Genomic DNA, 18,770 nt, shown 5'->3' with positions numbered 1-18,770 from the left:
ACAACCTTTTCACTCGTTCGGGCGTCTAACCTGGCGTGGAAAACCCGGATGAGGCAGACGCACCCGAGTCGGAGACCACGGCCACCCCGGAGCCGAAACGGAAGAAGCGCAGGTGGCGACGGGTCGCCGCCTGGACGCTCGGCCTGGTGATCGGCATCCCGGTCGTCGCGTTCGGGCTCGCGTACGTCCTGCTCGACGTCCGCAGCCCGCAAGAGGTGCTCGCCGATCTCGACAAGACCGTCGTCCTGCAGAACGCCGACGGTTCCGAACTGCTCAAGGTGGTCCCGCCCGGCGGCGACCGGCTGTTCGTGCCCTACGACGCCGTCCCCGCGAAACTGCGCGACGCGATCGTCGCGACCGAGGACCCGACCTTCTGGGACAACGAGGGTTTCGACCTCACCGGGCTCGGCCGCGCGCTGGTGACCGGCGTCGGCGGCGGCTCGGGGATCACCCAGCAGTACATCAAGAAGTCCACCGGCAACGAGGACGCCACCCTCACGCGGAAGTTCTCCGAGCTCGTGCTCGCCACGAAGATCACCCAGCAGCAGACCAAGAAAGAGATTTTCGAAAGCTACGTCAACATCATCTCGTTCGGCCGCGGCACCTACGGCCCGGCGTCGGCGATGAACGCCTACTTCGGCCGCAAACTCGACGACTCGATGACCTGGAGCGAGGCGGCCTTCCTCGCGGGCATGATCCAGTCGCCTTCGGTGCACGACCCGTACGCCTCCAGCCACGAGCACGCCATGAAGCGCTGGTCCTACGTGGTGAACAAACTGGTCGCGCGCGGCTACGTCAGCCAGGCCGAAGCGGTCGCCATGACCTATCCGGAGGACGCGATCCAGGCGCCGTCGGAGACCCGCGCCGGTCGCGTCACCTACGAGCAGTACCACATCAAGCAGCAGGTCCTCGCGGAACTGGAGCAGGTCGGCTACCCGCTCGACCGGCTCCGCGGCGGCGCGATGAAGGTCGAGACGACCATCGATCCGCGTGCGCAGGCCGAAGCCGAGAAGACGGTCAAGGAGCGGTTGAAGGGGCAGCCGGAGCACTTCCGCGCGTCGCTGGTCGCCGTCGAACCCGGGACCGGGGCCATCCGCGCCTACAACGGCGGCGGCTGGAGCGTGCACGACTACGCGGGCACCCCGTACGGCACCGGCTCGACGTTCCAGCCCTTCATCCTCGCCGCCGGGCTCGAACGGGGTGTGAACGTGGACGAACCGCTGAAGGCACCGGCGTCGGTCGACTTCCTCGGCGAGACCTTCCAGTTCCAGGACCAGTGCGGCGAAGCCGGGAAGTGCACGCTGCGCGAGGCGATGGGGCGGGGCGCTCACGGCCCGTTCGTCGACCTGGCGAAGAAGCTCGGCGCCGAGGCGGTCCGCGACGGCGCTCGCGCGGCCGGGATCCCCGAAGCCGTCGACGGCGCCGTGACCCTGCGCGAGAAGGACGGGTTCCTGATCGGACCGGGGATCGCGGTCGGCCGGTATCCCTTACGCCCCAGTGACATGGCGGGTGCGTACGCGACCTTCGCCGCCGACGGTATGCGCGCCACCCCGCATCTGGTGTCGAAGATCCGGGACGAGAACGGCGAAGTGGTGTGGGAACGGCCGTCGGACAAGACGCCCGCGTTCCAGGGCGACGAGGCGCTGAGCCGCCGGATCGCGGGCACGATGAGCCAGGTGCTCGCCACGGGTCTGAAGGATCGCCCGGCGGCGCTGAAGACCGGCGACTTCCGGTTCAACGAGACGGACGACAACGCCGGCGGCTGGGCGGCCGGCTACACGCCGCAACTCGCGACCGCGGTCTGGGTCGGCTCCGACGAGCCGCGCCGGATGCGGGACGCCGCCGGGGAGAAACTGACCGGCGGGACCCTTCCGGCGGACATCTGGCAGGGCTTCATGAACGGTGTCCACCGAGGACAGCCGGCGCGCTGGCCGGACGGCTCCGGCCCGCGGCCCGCCACGACGGCTCCGCGATGACCTCGGCGTGACGCGGCACGTAACTCGCGTGCTCAGACACGTAACTCGCGTGCTCAGGGGCCGCACACCGAGTTACGCCTTCAGACACGCGAGTTACGCCTTCGGGCACGCGCGGGCGCCTGGGTCAGGGCTTCACGAGTACGACGGTGAGGCCGTCGTAGCCCTTGCTGCCGACCGTCTGGATCGCCGTCGCGTCGACGCGGGGTTCGGCGGCGATCATCTCGTGCAGCCGCCTGATGCCTTGGATGTTCGGGTCTTCGCTGGCGGCGTCGGTCACCGCGCCGCCGCGGACGACGTTGTCGACCACGATCACGCCGCCGGGCCGGACGAGCTTCAGCGATGCCTCGAAGTAGGCCGGGTTGTTGGCCTTGTCGGCGTCGATGAACGCCAGGTCGATCGGGCCCTCGACCGAGGGCAGCAGGTCCAGCGCCTTGCCGACCCGGACGTCGACCAGGCCGCCGAGCCCGGCCGCTTCGATGTTGCCGCGCGCGACCTCGGCGTGCTTCGGGTCGTATTCGAGGGTGACGAGCCTGCCCTGCGGCGGCAGGGCACGGGCGAGCCAGATCGTGCTGTACCCGCCGAGCGTGCCGATCTCCAGGATGGACCGGGCGCCGATCATCCTCGCCATCAGGTTGAGCAGTTTGCCCTGATTCGGCGCGACGGCGATCGAGGGCAGCCCGGCCTCGTCCGACGCCTGCCGCGCGCCTTCGAGGGCGGGATCGGACGGGACGAGCACCCCGGACAGATAGTCGTCCACTTCGGACCACAGTTGCTGTGACATGGCACCTCCGCCGCCAACCTACTCCGAGGCGGTCAGGCTGCGCGGCGTCCGGCTTTCGGGATCACCAGCGGGGTACCGGTTTCCGGGCACGGCATGACCCGGCAGGGCAGCTCGAAGATCTTCTCGACGTTCGCGGCGGTCACGACCTCTTCGGGCGCTCCGGTCGCGAGGACCTCTCCGCCGCGCATCGCGATCATGTGCGTCGCGTAGCGGGCGGCGTGGTTGAGGTCGTGCAGCACCGCGACCAGCGTGCGGCCCTGCTCCTGGTGCAGTTCCGCGCACAGGTCGAGGATGTCCATCTGGTGCGCGATGTCCAGATAGGTCGTCGGCTCGTCGAGCAGCAGGAGATCAGTCTCCTGTGCGAGGGCCATCGCCATCCACACGCGCTGCCGCTGGCCACCCGACAGCTCGTCGACCAGCCGCTCGGCGAGGTCGTCGACCCCGGTGGCGCGCATGGACTCCGCGACCACGGTGGCGTCCTCACGGGACCACTGGCGCAGCAGGCGCTGATGCGGGTACCGGCCGCGCGCGACGAGGTCCGCGACCGTGATGCCGTCGGGCGCGATCGAGCTCTGCGGCAGCAGGCCGAGCCGCCGGGCGACCTCCTTGGCGGGGAAGGAGCTGATCACCTGGCCGTCGAGGAACACCGAACCCTTGCGCGGTTTGAGCATCCGCGCGAGCGCGCGCAGCAGGGTCGTCTTGCCGCAGGCGTTCGGCCCGACGATGACGGTGAACGACCGGTCGGGGATGACCACCCCGAGGTCTTCGGCCACGGTACGGCCGTCGTAGGCGAGCGTCAGCGCGTCCGCGTGCAGGCGGGACGTCGTGCTCTGCTCGGTGAGGGTTTCCACGGTCTCCACGCAGGTTAGGCTAACCTAGGAGTCCGCAGTTGTGGTGTTCCGTACGTCGCAGTCGTGCTTCGATGGCATGATCCGCGGTGCAATCGTGTGAATGCACTCGGTGCGATCGAAGGACGGCATGGAGGACTACCGGATAGTCGCGGACGAGATCTCCGCCGACGTCGAGGCAGGGAGGCTCCGTCCTGGCGACCGGCTGCCCCCGCAGCGGCGGTTCGCCCGCGAACGCGGGATCGCGAACTCGACCGCCGCCAGGGTCTACGGCGAACTCGTCCGGCGGGGTGTCGTGGTCGGCGAGGTCGGGCGGGGCACGTTCGTGCGCGCCGGGCGCCCGCCGCTGGAGACCGCGCTCGCCGAACCGGGCGGCGCGACGGTCGACCTCGAACTCAACTTCGCCGTCCTCCCGGAACAGTCCGCGCTGGTCGGGAAGGCGCTCGAGCCGCTCCTGCGTGAAGACGTCCTGACAGCGGCGTTGCGGCCTGGAAGCGTCTCGGGCTCGAAGCAGGCGCGTGACGCCGTCGCCGGGCTACTCGCGAAGGACGGCTGGACGCCTGAAATCCTCTTCGCCGGAAGCGGGCGCCAGGCCATCGCGGCCGCCATCGCCGCCTTCGTGCCGATGGGGGAACGGCTCGCCGTCGAAGCCGTCACGTACCCCGTGGTCAAGGCGCTCGCCGGGCGGCTCGGTGTCCAGCTGGTGCCCGTCGAGACCGACGACAGGGGCCTCATCCCCGAGGCGCTCGAAGCCGCGTCCGTTCGCGCCCTGTACGTCCAGCCGACGCTGCACAACCCGCTCGGGTCCACAATGGACGAAGAGCGCCGCGTCGAGCTGGCGGAAACCGTGCGCCGGATGGACATCCCGGTGATCGAGGACGGGATCTACACCTTCCTCCGGCCCGAGGTCCGTCCCTTCGCGGCGTACGCGCCGGAACGCACGGTGTTCACCGACAGCATGTCCAAACGGCTCGCCCCGGGACTGACCACCGGTTTCCTCGCCGTCCCGGCGGCATGGACGGAACGGCTCGCCGCGGCCGTGCGCTCGGGTGGCTGGGTCGCACCCCGGCTCGCCGTCGAAGCCGCCACCCGGTGGATCACCGGCGGCACGCTGGAAACCGTCGAACGGGCGAAACGCCTCGACGCCGCGGAACGCCAGCGGGTGACGGCGGAGCGCCTGGCCGGGTTCACCCTGCGCGCCGATCCGCGGGCGTACCACTGCTGGTGGGAACTCCCCGAACACTGGCGCGCCGAGACCTTCGTCGCCGCGGCCGCGCGACGCGGGATCGCGGTCACCCCGGCGGCCGCGTTCGCCGTCGTCCCCGGTCACGCCCCGAACGCGGTGCGGCTCGCCGTCTCGTCGCCGCCGCTCGAAACGCTCGCGGCCGCTTTGGACGTCCTCGCCGGACTCGCCTCCGGACGCCCCGAGGACGCCGGCGTCGACTGATCCCCCTCGCGTTTCGTCCTCTGAATGCGGTAGTTCGCGTCGCCAACCACCGCATTCAGAGGACGAAACGCGTCAGGGGCGCGGCGCCCACTTGCCGATGAAGCTGCCGCAGGTGACGGTCTGCCCGGTGAGCCGCGACCGCAGCGCGTTCTCCAGCCCGAGGTAGTCGAAGATCGGCGCGTCCCCCGCGACCTGCGCGGGCACCGGCCCGCCCTTGGCCAGCGCGGGCATGCTCACGGTCTGGAACAGCACCAGGTAGTCGCCGTCGCGGTTGAGCCCGTCGGCCGTCGCGAGCATGCGTTCCGGGGCGTCGGCGACGATCTCCAGCGGCAGCGGCCATTCCAGCGGGAACGGGTTGCGCAGGCCGAAGGCGGGATAGGCGAACGGGTTGTCGGGCAGGACGGCCGTGCGCCCGGCGGGGAAACGCGTGACGCAGTCCTGGATCTGGGAGATGTAGGTGAAGGTGCCGGGGTTCGTCCGGATCCCGCGCATCGACGGCGTCACCTTGCCGAGGTCGCCGGTCAGCTTCTCGTGCGCCATGTCGAGGTACGCGGCTTCGTCGTGATGCGCGACCACGGCCCAGCCCGACGCCAGCACCGCGACCAGGCCCATCGCCGTGGCCCCCGCCAGACCGATCCGGCGAGACGGTGCCGGCAGCGGCGGCAGCGCGTCCGCCAGCAGCAGGATCGCCGTCAGCGCCAGTGTCCCGGTGAACAACGTCGGGGTGTCGTTCCCCCACGACAGGCTGGTCATGAAGCCGGTCGCGAAGACCAGCGCGCCCATACGTGAGAACCGCCGCGCCGACGCCCAGTTCACCAGCAGCGCCACACCGAGGATCCACCAGAGGACGTCCGCCCAGCGCGACGCGCCGGTGAAGTGCCCGTCGACGACCGTACCGACCACCACCGCCACGCCCGCCAGGAGCAGCAGCCGGGCGAGGATCGCCCCGGTGAAACCGGCACGGTCGCGGAAGATCCCGAGCAGGGCCAGGAACACCCCGGCGATCAGGAAGAAGGTCAAGCCCCGCACCGGTGGACTCAGCAGGGACGCGGGATTTTCCAGCCACAGCCCGAGAAGCCGCTCGCCGTACGCGGGCAGACCGCCGGTGAGCTGCTCCGCCATCGCGCCGAGCCCGCCGTCGAGGGTGACGATTCCGACGTAGAAGAGCAGAAAAGCGCCCAGTGCCAAGAGATCCCAGGCCAGCCGCCCCCACCAGCGGCCGGTGCGGAACGCGCCCTCGCGCAGCGACGGGTGCAGCAGCAGCCAGCACAACGCGATCAGCGGCACCGGCGCGAAACTCTGCTTGACGAACACCGAGGTGCCCAGCAGCACCAGGCCGAGCCGTCGCGGCCACGCCTTGCCGTTGCGCAGCCCCGAATCCAGCGCCCAGGCGCCGCACGCGGTCAGGAAGATGCCGTCGATCGTGTGCCACGCCATCAGCGGGAACGCGTTGAGGTTCAGCAGCGACGCGGCCGCCGTCAGCCCGGTGAGCCCCGGCCCCCAGTCACGGACGCGGCGGCGGGTGACCAGCACCGCGAACGCGATGGTCGCCAGGATGATCTCCAGCATGCTGAGCACGCTGGAGACGAAGAACAGCGGCCCCGGCACCAGGAAATCGACGATGTGCAGGTACGCCGAACCCAGCGGCCGCGCGGAGATGATGTCCGAGTGCGGGACCTCCCCGTGCCGCACCCGCCAGGCCTGGGCGAGGATGAAACCCTGGTCCGACGGGTGGAAACCGAAGCGCCCCACCCGGAGTTCGGTGGCGACGGCGAGCGCGAGCACCCACGCCGCGTGCAGGGAAAGCCGCAGCACTGTCCTGGACGGACGTACCACCTCGGCATCCGGTCCGGCCGACAGTGGGGGACTGGCGACGTCCACACTGCCCCTTCCCGGTCGTCCCTACCTCGGCCCGTGCCCGCCGACCCCCCGGCGTATCGGAAACCGATGGTAGCGGCCGGGGGCGTCCCCCGATCGAGCCCCGGCGGCGGGACGTCAGGGACGACGGCGCCAGACCAGCCGGGTGACCGCGCCCGCCACCGAGGCGAGCGGGGCCTTCCGGGGCAGGCCACGGGATTCCGGCGCGGACTCCGGCATCGCGCGGTAGACGAGGTGGGCGAAGAACCGCGCCGTCTTCGGTGCGACGAGCGTCACCAGTTCGGCGGCCGTGCCCTCGGGCAGGTTCAGGATCTCCGGTCGTTTCTCCAGTGCCTTCACCACGAGCGCGGCGGCGCGTTCGGGGGAGCTCGACGGCATGCCTCGATAGGAGCCGGTCGGGGCGATCATGTCGGTGCGCACCAGCGGCATCCGGACCGAGGTGAAGGTGACGCCGTCGGAAAGCGTTTCCCGGCCGGCGGTCAGCCCGAACTCCTCCAGCGCGGCCTTCGAGGCCAGGTAAGCGGAAAACCTCGGTGTGTCCGTTTGCAGTCCTTGGGTGGTCACGTTGACCACGTGCCCGAAGCCGCGCGCGGTCATCGACGGCAGCAGCCCCAGCGTCAGCCGCACTGGCCCGAAGTAGTTGATCGCCATCGTGCGCTCGAAGTCGTGGAACCGTTCGGTGGACAGCGAAAGCGACCGCCGGATCGAGCGGCCCGCGTTGTTGACCAGCATGTCGACGGCGCCGTGGGCGGCGAGCACGTCCTTGACCAGAGCGTCGACGGCGCCGCCGTCGGTGAGGTCGCACGGGTACGCCGAGGCCTTGCCGCCCGCCGCGACGATCTGCTCGCGGACCTCTTCGAGTTCGTCGGCACGCCTGGCCACGAGGATCACTTCGCCGCCCTTCGCGGCGACGGCCAGCGCGGACGCGCGCCCGATCCCCGAGGACGCGCCGGTGATGAGGACCTTCCGGCCGACCAGCGGCTCCGGCCCGGGACGCCGGCGCCCGCGATCGGGATCGAGGTGCTCCAGCCAGTACCGGTAGAGCGGACCGGCGTACTCCTTCAGTGGAGGCAAGGTGATCCCGCTGCCTTCGAGCGCGGCCGTGGTCGCGCTCGTGTCGAAGTCGACCTCCATGCTCAGATGCGGCAGGACTTCGAGCGGGATGCCGAGCTCCGCGAGCACCGCCGCGCGGGCCGACCGCCCGCCGGGGACCCGGTCGAATCCGGCGGCCGTGGATTTCGCCAGCCGGGTGCCGGCGCGCTTGAGGGCTCCGGACGGCCGGGCGGGAAGGACGGCGGAGATCTTCGGCCCGCCCGCGGCCCGCGCGAAGGCGTTGTAGACCTCGTGCAGCGGCTGCGGCCGGGGCGACGCGAGGTGGTACGTGCTGCCACTGGGCGCGTCGACGTGCATGAGGTGTTCCATCGCCTCGACGACGTAGTCGACCGGGACGAGGTTCGTCGCGCCGAGATCCGGGGCGGCGAGAGGGAGCCGGCGGGGCAGCGTGGCGAGCCGCGAGATCGCGGGAAGGAAGTAGTACGGGCCGTCGATCTTGTCCATCTCACCGGTGCGCGAATCACCGGCCACGGCGGACGGCCGGTACACGCGGAACGGTGTTTTCCCGTGCCGTCGCACGAGTTTCTCCGCCTCGAACTTCGTCGCGTGGTACGGCGACGCGAAACCCTGGCCGAGGTCGAAGTCGGCCTCGGTGAAGCGCCCGGCGTACTGCCCGGCGACCGCGATCGAAGAGACGTGGTGGAAGAGCCCGGCCTTCGCGGCGGCGGCGAACTCCAGGACGTTGCGGGTGCCGTCGACGTTGGCCGCGCGGTTCGCCGCCTCGTCCGCGGTGAGGTCGTAGATCGCGCCGAGATGCACGACGTGGTCGAGATGGCCCATGCGGGCGGGATCGATGCCCAGCGAGGGTTCGGTCAGATCGCCGGTGACGGGAACGAGCTTCTCGTGGCTCGGGAGCTTCCCGCGTGAGGTCTCCCTCACGAGAACGTGGACGGCTACGGTCTCCGGTCGCCGTAGTAGGCGCGCGACCAGGCGTTTTCCCAGAAAGCCCGTCGCGCCCGTCACGAAGTAGGTGGTCATGGCCGGCTCCTTCCGAACGGAGCCGACTCTACCTACTCAGAAGTAGGAACGGTAGTTGTCATTCGCTGTGGTCCGGATGTTCGGCCACCGCGACCACGGCGTCGCGGAGCGCGGCGCGCAGGCGCCCCACGTCCAGCGGCCCGAGTACGGCGGCCTCTCCGGGCGGCGCCACGAGCACGATCTTGTCGCTGCTCACGAACACCGTCACGTCCCTGCGCCTGCCCGCGAGATCCCGGCAGCCGACCGACCATTCGTCCCGGGGTGCCAACGTCCTCATCCTCCCGTATCCCATGATCTCCCTTTCTCGTCCGAGGCTGGGACGGGGCGGTTTCGGGGGCGTGACGCCGGTTACCCCATGTTCCTACTGATGGGTTAACCGATCCTTCATATCGTGATCGACTTCCGCTCTCGCTAGGCCGGATGGGGAGGAACGGGAGTAGCGTCCGAGGGAGGGACTGCTTGGGAGGTCATGGATGTCCGAACCCAGGAAGATCGTCATCGTCGGCGCCGGTCTCGCCGGGGCGACGGCCGCCGGGACGCTGCGTGAACGCGGCTACGAGGGCGAAGTCGTGCTCCTCGGCACCGATACGCATCGCCCGTACGAATTACCGCCCTTGTCCAAGGGGCTTCTGCTGGGCAAGACGGATGAACCCGACTGGGTGCACGACGAGGGTTTCTACGGCGAGAAGGACATCGCGTTCTCCGGCGGCGCGACCGCGACCAAGATCGAGCTCGGCTCGCGGCTCGTGCACGACGACAAGGGCGGCGAACACCGCTTCGACCGGCTCGTGCTCGCGACCGGCTCCCGGCCGCGCTCGTTGCCGGTACCCGGCGGGGATCTGCCGGGGCTGCGGACCCTGCGCACCCTCGACGACGCGCTGGCGCTCCGCTCGGCGTTCAAGGACGCCCGGCGGGTGGTGATCGTCGGCGCGGGCTGGATCGGGACCGAGGCCGCGGCGGCCGCCAGGGAACACGGCGCCGAGGTGACCGTGGTCGACCAGGTCGGCTCGCCGCTGCTCGCGGTACTGGGCGAGCAGGTGTCCGGCGTCTTCAAGGACCTCCACACCCAGCACGGCGTGAACTGGCGGTTGGGTGAAGGTGTCGCGGGATTCACCGGCGGCCCGGACGGGGTGACCGGCGTCCGCCTTCAGAGTGGTGACGAGCTCCCCGCGGATGTGGTGCTGGTGGCCGTCGGCGCGGCGCCGCGGGTCGACCTCGCGCACGCCGCCGGGCTGGAACTGTCCGACGACGGCGGTGTCTGCGCCGACGCCGGCCTGCGGACGGCCGCGCCCGACGTCTACGCGATCGGCGACATCGCCGCGCATTTCCACCCCCGCTACGGAAAACGCGTCCGCGTCGAGCACTGGTCGAACGCGAAGTGGCAGGGCGAGCACGTTGCCGGGAACCTGCTGGGCGAGAACGAGCCGTACCTGCGGAGCCCGTATTTCTTCTCGGACCAGTACGACCTCGGGTGCGAGTACCGGGGCCTCGCCGATCCCGAAAGCGACGAGCTCGTGGTGCGGGGCGATCTCGCGGCGCGGGACTTCACGGCGTTCTGGCTGCGGGACGGGCAGGTGGCCGCCGCGATGAACGTCAACCAATGGGACGACGGGGACGCGTTGAAGGCCCTGGTCGAGGGACGCACGAGCGTGACCGCGGAGCAGCTGAGGACCGCCGACCTCAACGGACTCGTGAGTGGCTAGGACGGTTAGAACCGTCCTAGCCACTCACGAGCCCCTACGCCTGCGCGACCGCCAAGGCTGCCGTCGCGGGTCGCGTCATGGTCCCGAAGGCCAGCAGCGCGAGAACGCCGAAGCCCGCCATCACGATCCCCATCGGGACCGCGGTCCCCGGACCGCCCAGCCCGACCAGCGGCGTCGCCAGCCCGCCGACGACGAACTGCAGCACGCCCAGCAGCGCCGACGCCGAACCGGCGGACCGCGCCTGTTCGGCGAGCGCCAGCGAGCTCGCGTTCGGCGCGACCATGCCGATACTCGACACCAGGATGAACAGCGGGATCAGCAGCCCGATCAGCCCGAGGTCCAGCACCGTCGCGGCCAGCACGCCGAATCCGGCCACCGCCGCGATGACGAGACCGACGGTCAGCAGCGTCCGCTCCGGGAAACGTCCGACGATGCGCCCGTTCAGCTGCCCGACGGCCACGATGCCGATGCCGTTGAGCCCGAACACCAGGCTGTACGCCTGCGGGCTGAGCCCGTAGACGCCCTGCAGCGCGAAGGACGAGCCGGAGATGTAGGCGAACAGGCTGCCGAACATGAGCCCGGAGGCCAGCGCGTAGCCGAGGAAGCCGCGGTCGCCCAGCAGGCTCGCGTACTTCCGCAGCACCGAGCCGAACCGCGCCGGCGTGCGGCGCTCCACGGGCAGCGGCTCAGGCAGGAGGAAGAAGACGACGGCCAGCAGGACCGCGCCGAACACGGTCAGGCAGACGAACACGCCTCGCCACGACGTCCAGTTCAGGATCTGGCCGCCGATGATCGGCGCCAGGATCGGGGCGAGCCCGTTGACCAGCATGAGCAGCGAGAAGAACTTCGTCATCGCGGTGCCGGAGTAGAGGTCGCGCACGGTCGCCCTGGCGATCACGATGCCCGCCGCGGCGCCGAAGGCCTGGACCCCGCGGGCGGCGATGAGCAGTTCGGCGGTCGGGGCGACGGCGCACAGGATCGAGCCGACCATGTAGAGCGCGAGCCCGGCCACGAGCGGTTTGCGGCGGCCGATCGCGTCGGACAGCGGTCCGAGGATCAGCTGCCCGAGGGCGAGCCCGATGATGAACGCGCTCAGCGTCAGCTGGACGGTGGCGTCCGCGGCGCGCAGTTCGCCCGCCATCTGCGGCAGCGCGGGCAGGTACATGTCGATGGACAGGGGCCCGAAGGCGGACAGGCCGCCGAGGATCAGGACGAACCGGGCGCGTCCGGTCGTGAGAGGCCGCGCGACAGGTTCTTCCACTCGCTCGGGCGCGATGGTCATGCTCGTTCCTTCCCCAGTCATGGTTCCGCGAGGAATAACTTGCTTAGAGTAGGTAACTATTCCCGCTGTGAGTCTCGCCACCCGGACTTCACAAGACTGATCCGATCACTTTTCCGGACAAATCCCGGCGACCCCTAGATCTCCTCGAAGGTCGTCGGGTATACATCGGATGTCTGTTGGGAACCGTTGATTCTTGACGGTTCGGTTGGAAGGGAAAATCCGTGCAGCTGTTGCGACTCGGGGAGCCGGGAAGTGAGCGTCCGTTCGTACGTGCCGGGGACGGCACGCTGCGCGACCTCTCGGCGCTGACCGCCGACATCGATGGCAGCTTCTTCGCGGGCGACGGCGTCGCCAGGGTCGCGGCCGCGCTGGCCGCCGGTGAGCTGCCCGAAGCCGGTCCCGAATCCGCGCGGGCCAGGGTGGGCGCGCCGATCGCGCGGCCCGGCAAGGTCGTCTGCATCGGCCTCAACTACCGGCAGCACGCCGAGGAGTCCGGTGCCGAGGTCCCGGCCGAGCCCGTCGTCTTCATGAAGGCCCCCGACGTCGTCGTCGGTCCGGAGGACGACGTGCTCGTGCCGCGTGGTTCGGCCAAGACCGACTGGGAGGTCGAGCTCGGCGTCGTCATCGGCAAGACCGCGCGCTACCTCGAAAGCGCCGAAGAAGCCCTGGAGTACGTCGCCGGCTACACCGTCTCGAACGACGTGTCCGAGCGCGAGTTCCAGCTCGAACGCGGCGGCACCTGGGACAAGGGCAAGTCGTGCGAGAACTTCAACCCGCTCGGCCCGTGGCTGGTCACCGCCGACGAGGTGGCCGACCCGCAGGACCTCGGCCTGCGCTTGTGGGTCAACGGCGAGAAGAAGCAGGACTCGTCGACCAAGGACATGATCTTCTCGGTCGCCGAGATCGTGCACTACGTGAGCCAGTACATGGTGCTGCGCCCCGGAGACCTCATCAACACCGGCACCCCGCAGGGTGTCGCGCTCGGACAGCAGGACCCCAAGCCGTACCTGCGCGAAGGTGACGTCATCGAGCTCGAGATCGACGGCCTCGGCCGCCAGCGCCAGAACGTCAGGCAGGCGTGATGGCGAAGATCGTGGGCATGGAGGTGCTCGACGTCCGCTTCCCCACTTCGCGGGAGCTGGACGGTTCGGACGCCATGAACCCGGACCCGGACTACTCGGCCGCGTACGTCGTGCTGCACACCGACGGCGGCCCGGACGGTTACGGGCTCGCCTTCACCATCGGGCGCGGCAACGACGTCCAGGCCGCGGCGATCCGCGCGCTGGAACCGCACGTCGTCGGCAGGGACGTGCCCACCGACGCGGCCGCGCTCGGCGACCTCTCGCGGGCACTGGTCGGCGACTCGCAGCTGCGCTGGCTCGGCCCGGAAAAGGGGGTCGCGCATATGGCGATCGGCGCGGTCGTCAACGCCGCGTGGGATCTCGCCGCGCGGATCGCCGGGTTGCCCGTCTGGCGGTTCGCCGCCGGGATGTCGCCCGAGGACCTGGTCTCCCTCGTCGACTTCCGTTATCTCTCCGACGCGCTGACCGAGCAGGAAGCGCTCGACATCCTCCGCGCGGCGGAGCCCGGCCGCGCCGAGCGGATCGCCAAGATCGAGCGCGACGGCTACCGCGCGTACAGCACTTCCCCCGGCTGGCTCGGCTACTCGGACGCGAAACTCGTCCGGCTCGCCGAACAGGCGGTCGCGGACGGCTTCGAGATGATCAAGCTGAAGGTCGGCGGGAATCTGGAGGACGACGTCCGCCGGATGAAGCTCGCCCGCGAGACCGTCGGCCCGGACATCCGGGTCGCCGTCGACGCGAACCAGCGCTGGGACGTCTCGACCGCGATCACCTGGATGACCGCGCTGGCGCCGTACGACCCGTACTGGATCGAGGAACCCACCTCCCCGGACGACGTGCTCGGGCACGCCGCGATCGCCAAGGCGCTCGCCCCGATCCGGGTGGCCACCGGCGAGCACGTCCAGAACCGCGTGGTGTTCAAACAGCTCCTGCAGGCGGGCGCGATCTCGGTACTGCAGCTGGACGCCGCCAGGGTCGGCGGGTTCAACGAGAACCTGGCGATCCTGTTGCTGGCGGCCAAATTCGGCGTCCCGGTGTGCCCGCACGCCGGCGGGGTCGGGCTGTGCGAGCTCGTCCGGCACCTGTCGATGTTCGACTTCGTGGCGGTGTCCGGGAGCGACACCGACCGGTCCATCGAATGGGTCGACCACCTCCACGAGCACTTCACCGATCCGGCCGCCGTCGTCGACGGCCGCTACGTCGCCCCGTCCGCGCCGGGCTTCTCCGCCCGGATGCACGACGCGACCCTGCGCCGGTTCACCTTCCCCGACGGTCCAGAGTGGACGGAGACAAACCAGTGAGTGAGTTCGAAGGCCTCGTCGCCGCCGTCACCGGCGGTGCCTCGGGAATCGGCAGGGCCACCGCGGACCTGCTCGCCGCACGCGGGGCGAAGGTCGCGGTGCTCGACCTGAATCCCGGCGACCTTCCCGAAGGTCTCACCGGATTCCGCTGCGACGTCGGCTCCGACAAGGAGGTCCGGTCGGCGATCGCCGCGGTCGCCGACCGGTTCGGCCGCCTCGACGTCCTGGTCAACAACGCGGGCATCGGCGCGCAGGGCGACGTCACCGCCAACGGCGACGACGAATGGCACCGGGTGCTCGACATCAACGTCGTCGGCATGGTGCGGCTCGCGCGGGCGGCGTTGCCGCATCTGAAGAACTCGCCGTCGGCCGCGATCGTCAACACCTGTTCGATCGCCGCGTGGGCGGGCCTGCCCAACCGCGCGCTGTACTCGGCCAGCAAGGGCGCGGTGCTCTCGCTGACCCTGGCGATGGCGACCGACCACCTCGCCGACCGGATCCGCGTGAACTGCGTCTGCCCCGGCACCGCGGACACCCCGTGGGTCGGCAGGCTGCTCGACGCCGCGGCCGATCCGGAGGCCGAACGCGCCGCGCTGGCCGCCCGTCAGCCGATGGGCAGGCTGGTCACCGCCGACGAGGTCGCGAACGCGGTGGTGTATCTCGCCAGCCCGCTTTCGGCTTCGACCACCGGAACGGCTCTCGCCGTCGACGGAGGGATGTACGGGTTGCGTCCGCGCGGCCCGGTCCACCACCAGTAGTTTCGCTGTCATCAAGGAGGATGCGGTGCGTACGAGGGTGATCAACGTGGCCGCCGCGGCCACCGTGCTCGGGCTGGCCCTGTCGGCGTGTGGGTCCACAAAGGACAATGCTCCCCAACCGGGTGCGGGCGGAGGCGGCAAGGTCGGCGCGACGATCCCGTTGCTGACCTCGCCGTTCTGGCAGGCCTACAACAACTACGTACCGCTGAAGGCGAAGGAACAGGGCGTCGAGGCGCTGCCGACGGTCAACGCCGACAGCGATCCGGCGAAGCAGATCACCGACATCAACACCCTGCTCAACCAGGGCATCAAGGGTTTGGTTGTGACACCGCTGGACTCCGCCGCCGTCGTGGCGGGTCTCAAGGCGGCGGAGAACAAGGGTGTCCCGGTGGTGGCCGTCGACGTCGCGCCCGAGGGCGGCAAGGTCGCGATGGTCGTGCGCGCGGACAACAAGGCGTACGGCACCAAGGCCTGCGAGGCGATCGGCGCGAAGGTCACCTCGGGCAAGGTCGTGCAGGTCATGGGCGACCTTGCCTCGGTCAACGGCCGCGACCGCTCCGAAGCGTTCCGGCAGTGCATGAAGACGAAGTTCCCGGACGTCCAGGTGCTGGAGGTCGCCGCCGAATGGAAGGCGGACAAGGCCTCGTCCGGCCTGGACAGCCTGCTGACCGCGAACCCGGACATCAAGGCCGTGTACATGCAGGCGGGCGGTGTGTACCTGGCGCCGACGCAGCAGGCGCTCAAACGCAAGAACCTCTACTTCCCGGTCGGTGACCCGAAGCATGTGGTGCTGGTCAGCAACGACGGGATCCCCCAGGAGCTGGCCGCGATCCGCGCGGGCGAACTCGACGCGACCGTCTCCCAGCCCGCCGACGACTACGCCAAGTACGGCATGTACTGGATCAAGAAGGCGATGGCGGGGGAGACCTTCAAGGCCGGGCCGACCGAACACGGCAGCACCGTCGTCGAGGTCCGGCCGGGAACTCTCGAAGACCAGCTCCCCGCGCCCGTCGTCACCAAGGACAACGTGGACGACAAGGCACTCTGGGGGAACAACCTGTGAGCGCGCTGCCCGCCGGGTCCGCCGCCGTGCCGGTGGTCAGCGCACAGGGTGTCGGCAAACGCTACGGGCCGACCGTGGCGCTGTCCGACGTCAGCCTCACCGTGCACCCCGGCGAGTCGCACGCGCTTGTCGGCCGCAACGGGGCGGGGAAATCGACGCTCGTCTCCATCCTCACCGGACTGTCCAAAACGGACACCGGGCACGTCGAGTTCGGTGGTGTCCCGGCGCCGCCGCTGTCCAAGCAGGACGATTGGAAACGCGCGGTCGCCTGCGTGTACCAGCACGCGATGGTCGTCCCGCAGCTGACCGTCGCGGAGAACCTGTTCCTCAATCGGCAATCGGGCAAGGGATTCGCGATCGGCTGGCAGCGATTGCGCCGTCAGGCACGGGAACTGCTCGACTCCTGGGACGTCGGCGTCGACGTCGACACCCCGGCGGGCGAGCTTTCGGTCGAGGACCGGCAGTTCGTCGAGATCGCCAGGGCGCTCTCCTACGGTGCCCGGTTCATCGTGCTCGACGAGCCGACGGCACAGCTGGACAGCCAGGCGATCGACCGGCTTTTCGCGCGGATGCGCCAGATGCAGGCCAACGGGGTGACGTTCCTGTTCATCTCGCATCACCTCCACGAGGTGTACGAGGTCTGCCAGGCGGTCACCGTGCTGCGCGACGCGAAGCACATCCTGACGGCGCCGGTCTCGGAGGTCGGCCGTGCCGAACTGATCGACGCGATGACCGGCGAACAGGGCGGTCTTTCCGTCCGTGACGCCGCCACGCGCGAGGCGTTGGACGCGGACGCCGACGAGGTGCTGGCGGTCGACGGGCTTTCCGGTGACGGCTTCTCCGGCGTGACGTTCCGGATCCACCGCGGCGAGGTGATCGGGCTCGCGGGCAGCAACGCCAGCGGCAAGCACCAGGTCGCCGAAACCGTGTACGGACTGCGGTCCCCGTCCTCCGGCACGGTACGGGTGGACGGGAAACCGCTGAAACCCGGCGACATCCCGGCCGCCATCCGCGCTGGAATCGGCTGTGTGCCCAGGGACCGGCATCACGAGGGACTGGTGCTGGAGCATTCCATCGCGGACAACGCCACACTGTCCATTCTGGATCGCATGGGCAAGGGTGGTCTCGCGGCACCGGGTGCGCGGTACGGCCGGGCCGCGCGGGCGTTGCGGGACTACGACATCGTCGCGGCCGACGCGGACCAGCCGGTGTCCGACCTTTCCGGCGGCAACCAGCAGAAGGTCGTGCTGGCCCGCGCGCTGGCCGGTGACCCGCGCCTGGTGGTGCTGATCAACCCGACCGCGGGGGTGGACGTGAAATCGAAGGAGGCGCTGCTCGCGGTCGTCGACCGGGTGCGCGCCGAGGGCAAGGCGGTGCTGATCGTCAGCGACGAGCTGGACGATCTTCGTCTGAGCGACCGGGTGCTGGTGCTGCGCGCCGGCGCCGTGGTCGCCGAACACCGGGCGGGCTGGTCCGACGGCGACCTGGTGGCCGACATCGAAGGAGTCGAACGGTGACCGAGCTGATGACCGATCCGAAGACTTCGACGCTCGCGGCCCCGCCGAAGCGCCGGAAGTTCCGCTGGCTGCGCGAACTCGCGCTCGTGCCGGCGCTCATCGTGGTCCTGATCATCGGAGGACTGATCAGCGACACGTTCCTGACCTTCGGCAGCATCGTCGGGATCCTGTCCGCCTCGGCCGCGTTGTCGATGGTGGTGCTTGGCGAATCGCTCGTGCTGCTGACCGGGAAGTTCGACCTGTCACTGGAATCCACCATGGGCATGGCGCCCGCACTGGGCGCGATGCTGGTCATCCCGGTGGCCTCGTCGGGTTTCGGTACCGAGATCCCCGGTTTCGCGGGCATCCTCGCCGTGCTGGTGGCCGGTGCCGCGGTCGGCTTCGTGAACGGTTTCCTGATCGTCAAACTGAAGCTGAACGCCTTCATCGTCACCCTGGCGATGCTGACGGTGCTGCGCGGCACGCAGATCGGGTCCACCCAGGGGAAGACGCTCTTCGACCAGTTGGACGTGTTCACCGCGCTGGCCACGACGACGTTCATCGGGCTGCCGATGTCGGTGTGGCTGGCCGCGGCGCTGTTCACCGTGTTCGGGCTCGGGCTGCGATATCACCGGATCGGCCGGTCGCTGTACGCCATCGGCGGCAACCGCGAGGCCGCGCGGGCCGCAGGCATCCGCGTCGACCGGATCTCGTGGGGTGTCTTCGTGGTCGCCGGTGTGCTGGCCGCGCTCGGCGGGCTCGCGTACACCGGCTACGTCGGCGCGCTCGGCGCGGATCAGGGCGACGGATTGATCCTTCAGGTGTTCGCCGCTGCGGTGATCGGCGGTGTCTCACTGGACGGTGGGAAGGGCACTCTGGTCGGGGCGCTCACCGGCGTGCTCCTGCTGCAGACCGTCACCAACCTGCTGCAGGTGGCGCAGGTGCCGCCGGAATGGCTGAAGGCGATCTACGGCGTGATCATCCTGGTCGCGTTGATCATCTCGCGGTATGCCGGCGGGAAGGCCCAGACCTAGCAGCCTTCACGGGACGAACGGAGGAGAGAG

General features: G+C 69.9%; 15 protein-coding genes. 9 read left to right on the top strand and 6 right to left on the bottom strand.

Annotated elements, in window-relative coordinates; all coding sequences use genetic code 11:
- Positions 1-35 precede the first annotated feature (35 nt).
- Positions 36-1,976 (top strand): transglycosylase domain-containing protein, encoded by a 1,941-nt coding sequence (locus MJQ72_RS29615; protein WP_240594352.1) that lies wholly within the window; start codon positions 36-38, stop codon positions 1,974-1,976.
- Between the two features lie 124 nt (positions 1,977-2,100).
- On the opposite strand, the gene MJQ72_RS29610 is transcribed toward MJQ72_RS29615, so the two are convergent.
- Both MJQ72_RS29610 and MJQ72_RS29605 read right to left on the bottom strand, forming a co-directional pair.
- Positions 2,101-2,757, bottom strand: coding sequence for an O-methyltransferase (locus tag MJQ72_RS29610; protein ID WP_240594351.1), 657 nt, complete (start codon positions 2,755-2,757; stop codon positions 2,101-2,103).
- A 32-nt stretch (positions 2,758-2,789) separates the two neighbouring features.
- Positions 2,790-3,617: an ABC transporter ATP-binding protein gene (locus MJQ72_RS29605; RefSeq protein ID WP_240594350.1), complete on the bottom strand. Its 828-nt coding sequence runs from the start codon at positions 3,615-3,617 to the stop codon at positions 2,790-2,792.
- Between the two features lie 118 nt (positions 3,618-3,735).
- On the opposite strand from MJQ72_RS29605, the gene MJQ72_RS29600 reads away from it, so the two are divergent.
- Complete coding sequence (locus tag MJQ72_RS29600) at positions 3,736-5,052, top strand: PLP-dependent aminotransferase family protein (RefSeq protein WP_240601450.1); 1,317 nt, start codon at positions 3,736-3,738, stop codon at positions 5,050-5,052.
- Between the two features lie 72 nt (positions 5,053-5,124).
- On the opposite strand, the gene MJQ72_RS29595 is transcribed toward MJQ72_RS29600, so the two are convergent.
- The 3 genes from MJQ72_RS29595 to MJQ72_RS29585 all read right to left on the bottom strand — a co-directional run bounded on the left by MJQ72_RS29595 (position 5,125) and on the right by MJQ72_RS29585 (position 9,298).
- Entirely contained in the window at positions 5,125-6,933 is a 1,809-nt protein-coding gene (locus MJQ72_RS29595) for a hypothetical protein (RefSeq protein ID WP_315860767.1), read from the bottom strand.
- A gap of 114 nt (positions 6,934-7,047) precedes the next feature.
- A complete protein-coding gene (locus MJQ72_RS29590) occupies positions 7,048-9,021 on the bottom strand; it encodes an SDR family oxidoreductase (RefSeq protein ID WP_240594348.1) in 1,974 nt (657 codons plus the stop codon).
- 58 nt (positions 9,022-9,079) lie between these two features.
- Positions 9,080-9,298: a hypothetical protein gene (locus tag MJQ72_RS29585; RefSeq protein WP_039922712.1), complete on the bottom strand. Its 219-nt coding sequence runs from the start codon at positions 9,296-9,298 to the stop codon at positions 9,080-9,082.
- Positions 9,299-9,494: 196 nt separating this feature from the next.
- Between MJQ72_RS29585 and MJQ72_RS29580 the strand changes: the two genes are divergently transcribed.
- Positions 9,495-10,724 carry an NAD(P)/FAD-dependent oxidoreductase gene (locus MJQ72_RS29580; RefSeq protein ID WP_240594347.1) on the top strand — a complete coding sequence of 410 codons (1,230 nt, stop codon included), beginning with the start codon at positions 9,495-9,497 and terminating at the stop codon, positions 10,722-10,724.
- 34 nt (positions 10,725-10,758) lie between these two features.
- Here the strand turns inward: MJQ72_RS29580 and MJQ72_RS29575 are convergent, their stop codons facing one another.
- The gene (locus tag MJQ72_RS29575) at positions 10,759-12,006 is read right to left on the bottom strand and encodes a Bcr/CflA family multidrug efflux MFS transporter (protein ID WP_240594346.1); all 1,248 of its coding nucleotides are present in this window, start codon (positions 12,004-12,006) and stop codon (positions 10,759-10,761) included.
- 221 nt (positions 12,007-12,227) lie between these two features.
- On the opposite strand from MJQ72_RS29575, the gene MJQ72_RS29570 reads away from it, so the two are divergent.
- Genes MJQ72_RS29570 through MJQ72_RS29545 form a run of 6 tightly spaced genes read left to right on the top strand, consistent with a single transcriptional unit; the run spans position 12,228 to position 18,740 of the window.
- The gene (locus MJQ72_RS29570; protein ID WP_240594345.1) at positions 12,228-13,088 is read left to right on the top strand and encodes a fumarylacetoacetate hydrolase family protein; all 861 of its coding nucleotides are present in this window, start codon (positions 12,228-12,230) and stop codon (positions 13,086-13,088) included.
- Positions 13,088-14,389, top strand: coding sequence for an enolase C-terminal domain-like protein (locus MJQ72_RS29565; protein ID WP_240594344.1), 1,302 nt, complete (start codon positions 13,088-13,090; stop codon positions 14,387-14,389). The genes MJQ72_RS29570 and MJQ72_RS29565 overlap by 1 nt, the downstream gene beginning before the upstream one ends.
- Positions 14,386-15,147, top strand: a complete 762-nt coding sequence (locus tag MJQ72_RS29560; RefSeq protein ID WP_240594343.1) for an SDR family NAD(P)-dependent oxidoreductase — start codon at positions 14,386-14,388, stop codon at positions 15,145-15,147. Before MJQ72_RS29565 ends, MJQ72_RS29560 begins: the two co-directional genes overlap by 4 nt.
- A 25-nt stretch (positions 15,148-15,172) precedes the next feature.
- Positions 15,173-16,210 (top strand): sugar ABC transporter substrate-binding protein, encoded by a 1,038-nt coding sequence (locus MJQ72_RS29555; protein ID WP_240594342.1) that lies wholly within the window; start codon positions 15,173-15,175, stop codon positions 16,208-16,210.
- Complete coding sequence (locus tag MJQ72_RS29550; RefSeq protein WP_240594341.1) at positions 16,207-17,727, top strand: sugar ABC transporter ATP-binding protein; 1,521 nt, start codon at positions 16,207-16,209, stop codon at positions 17,725-17,727. Before MJQ72_RS29555 ends, MJQ72_RS29550 begins: the two co-directional genes overlap by 4 nt.
- Complete coding sequence (locus MJQ72_RS29545) at positions 17,724-18,740, top strand: ABC transporter permease (protein ID WP_219149632.1); 1,017 nt, start codon at positions 17,724-17,726, stop codon at positions 18,738-18,740. The genes MJQ72_RS29550 and MJQ72_RS29545 overlap by 4 nt, the downstream gene beginning before the upstream one ends.
- The last annotated feature ends 30 nt before the right edge of the window (positions 18,741-18,770 follow it).

The organism is Amycolatopsis sp. EV170708-02-1, from assembly GCF_022479115.1.
Taxonomy (GTDB): Bacteria; Actinomycetota; Actinomycetes; order Mycobacteriales; family Pseudonocardiaceae; genus Amycolatopsis.
Note: the sequence above shows the minus strand (reverse complement) of the source record. Positions and strands in the feature narration are given on the sequence as shown.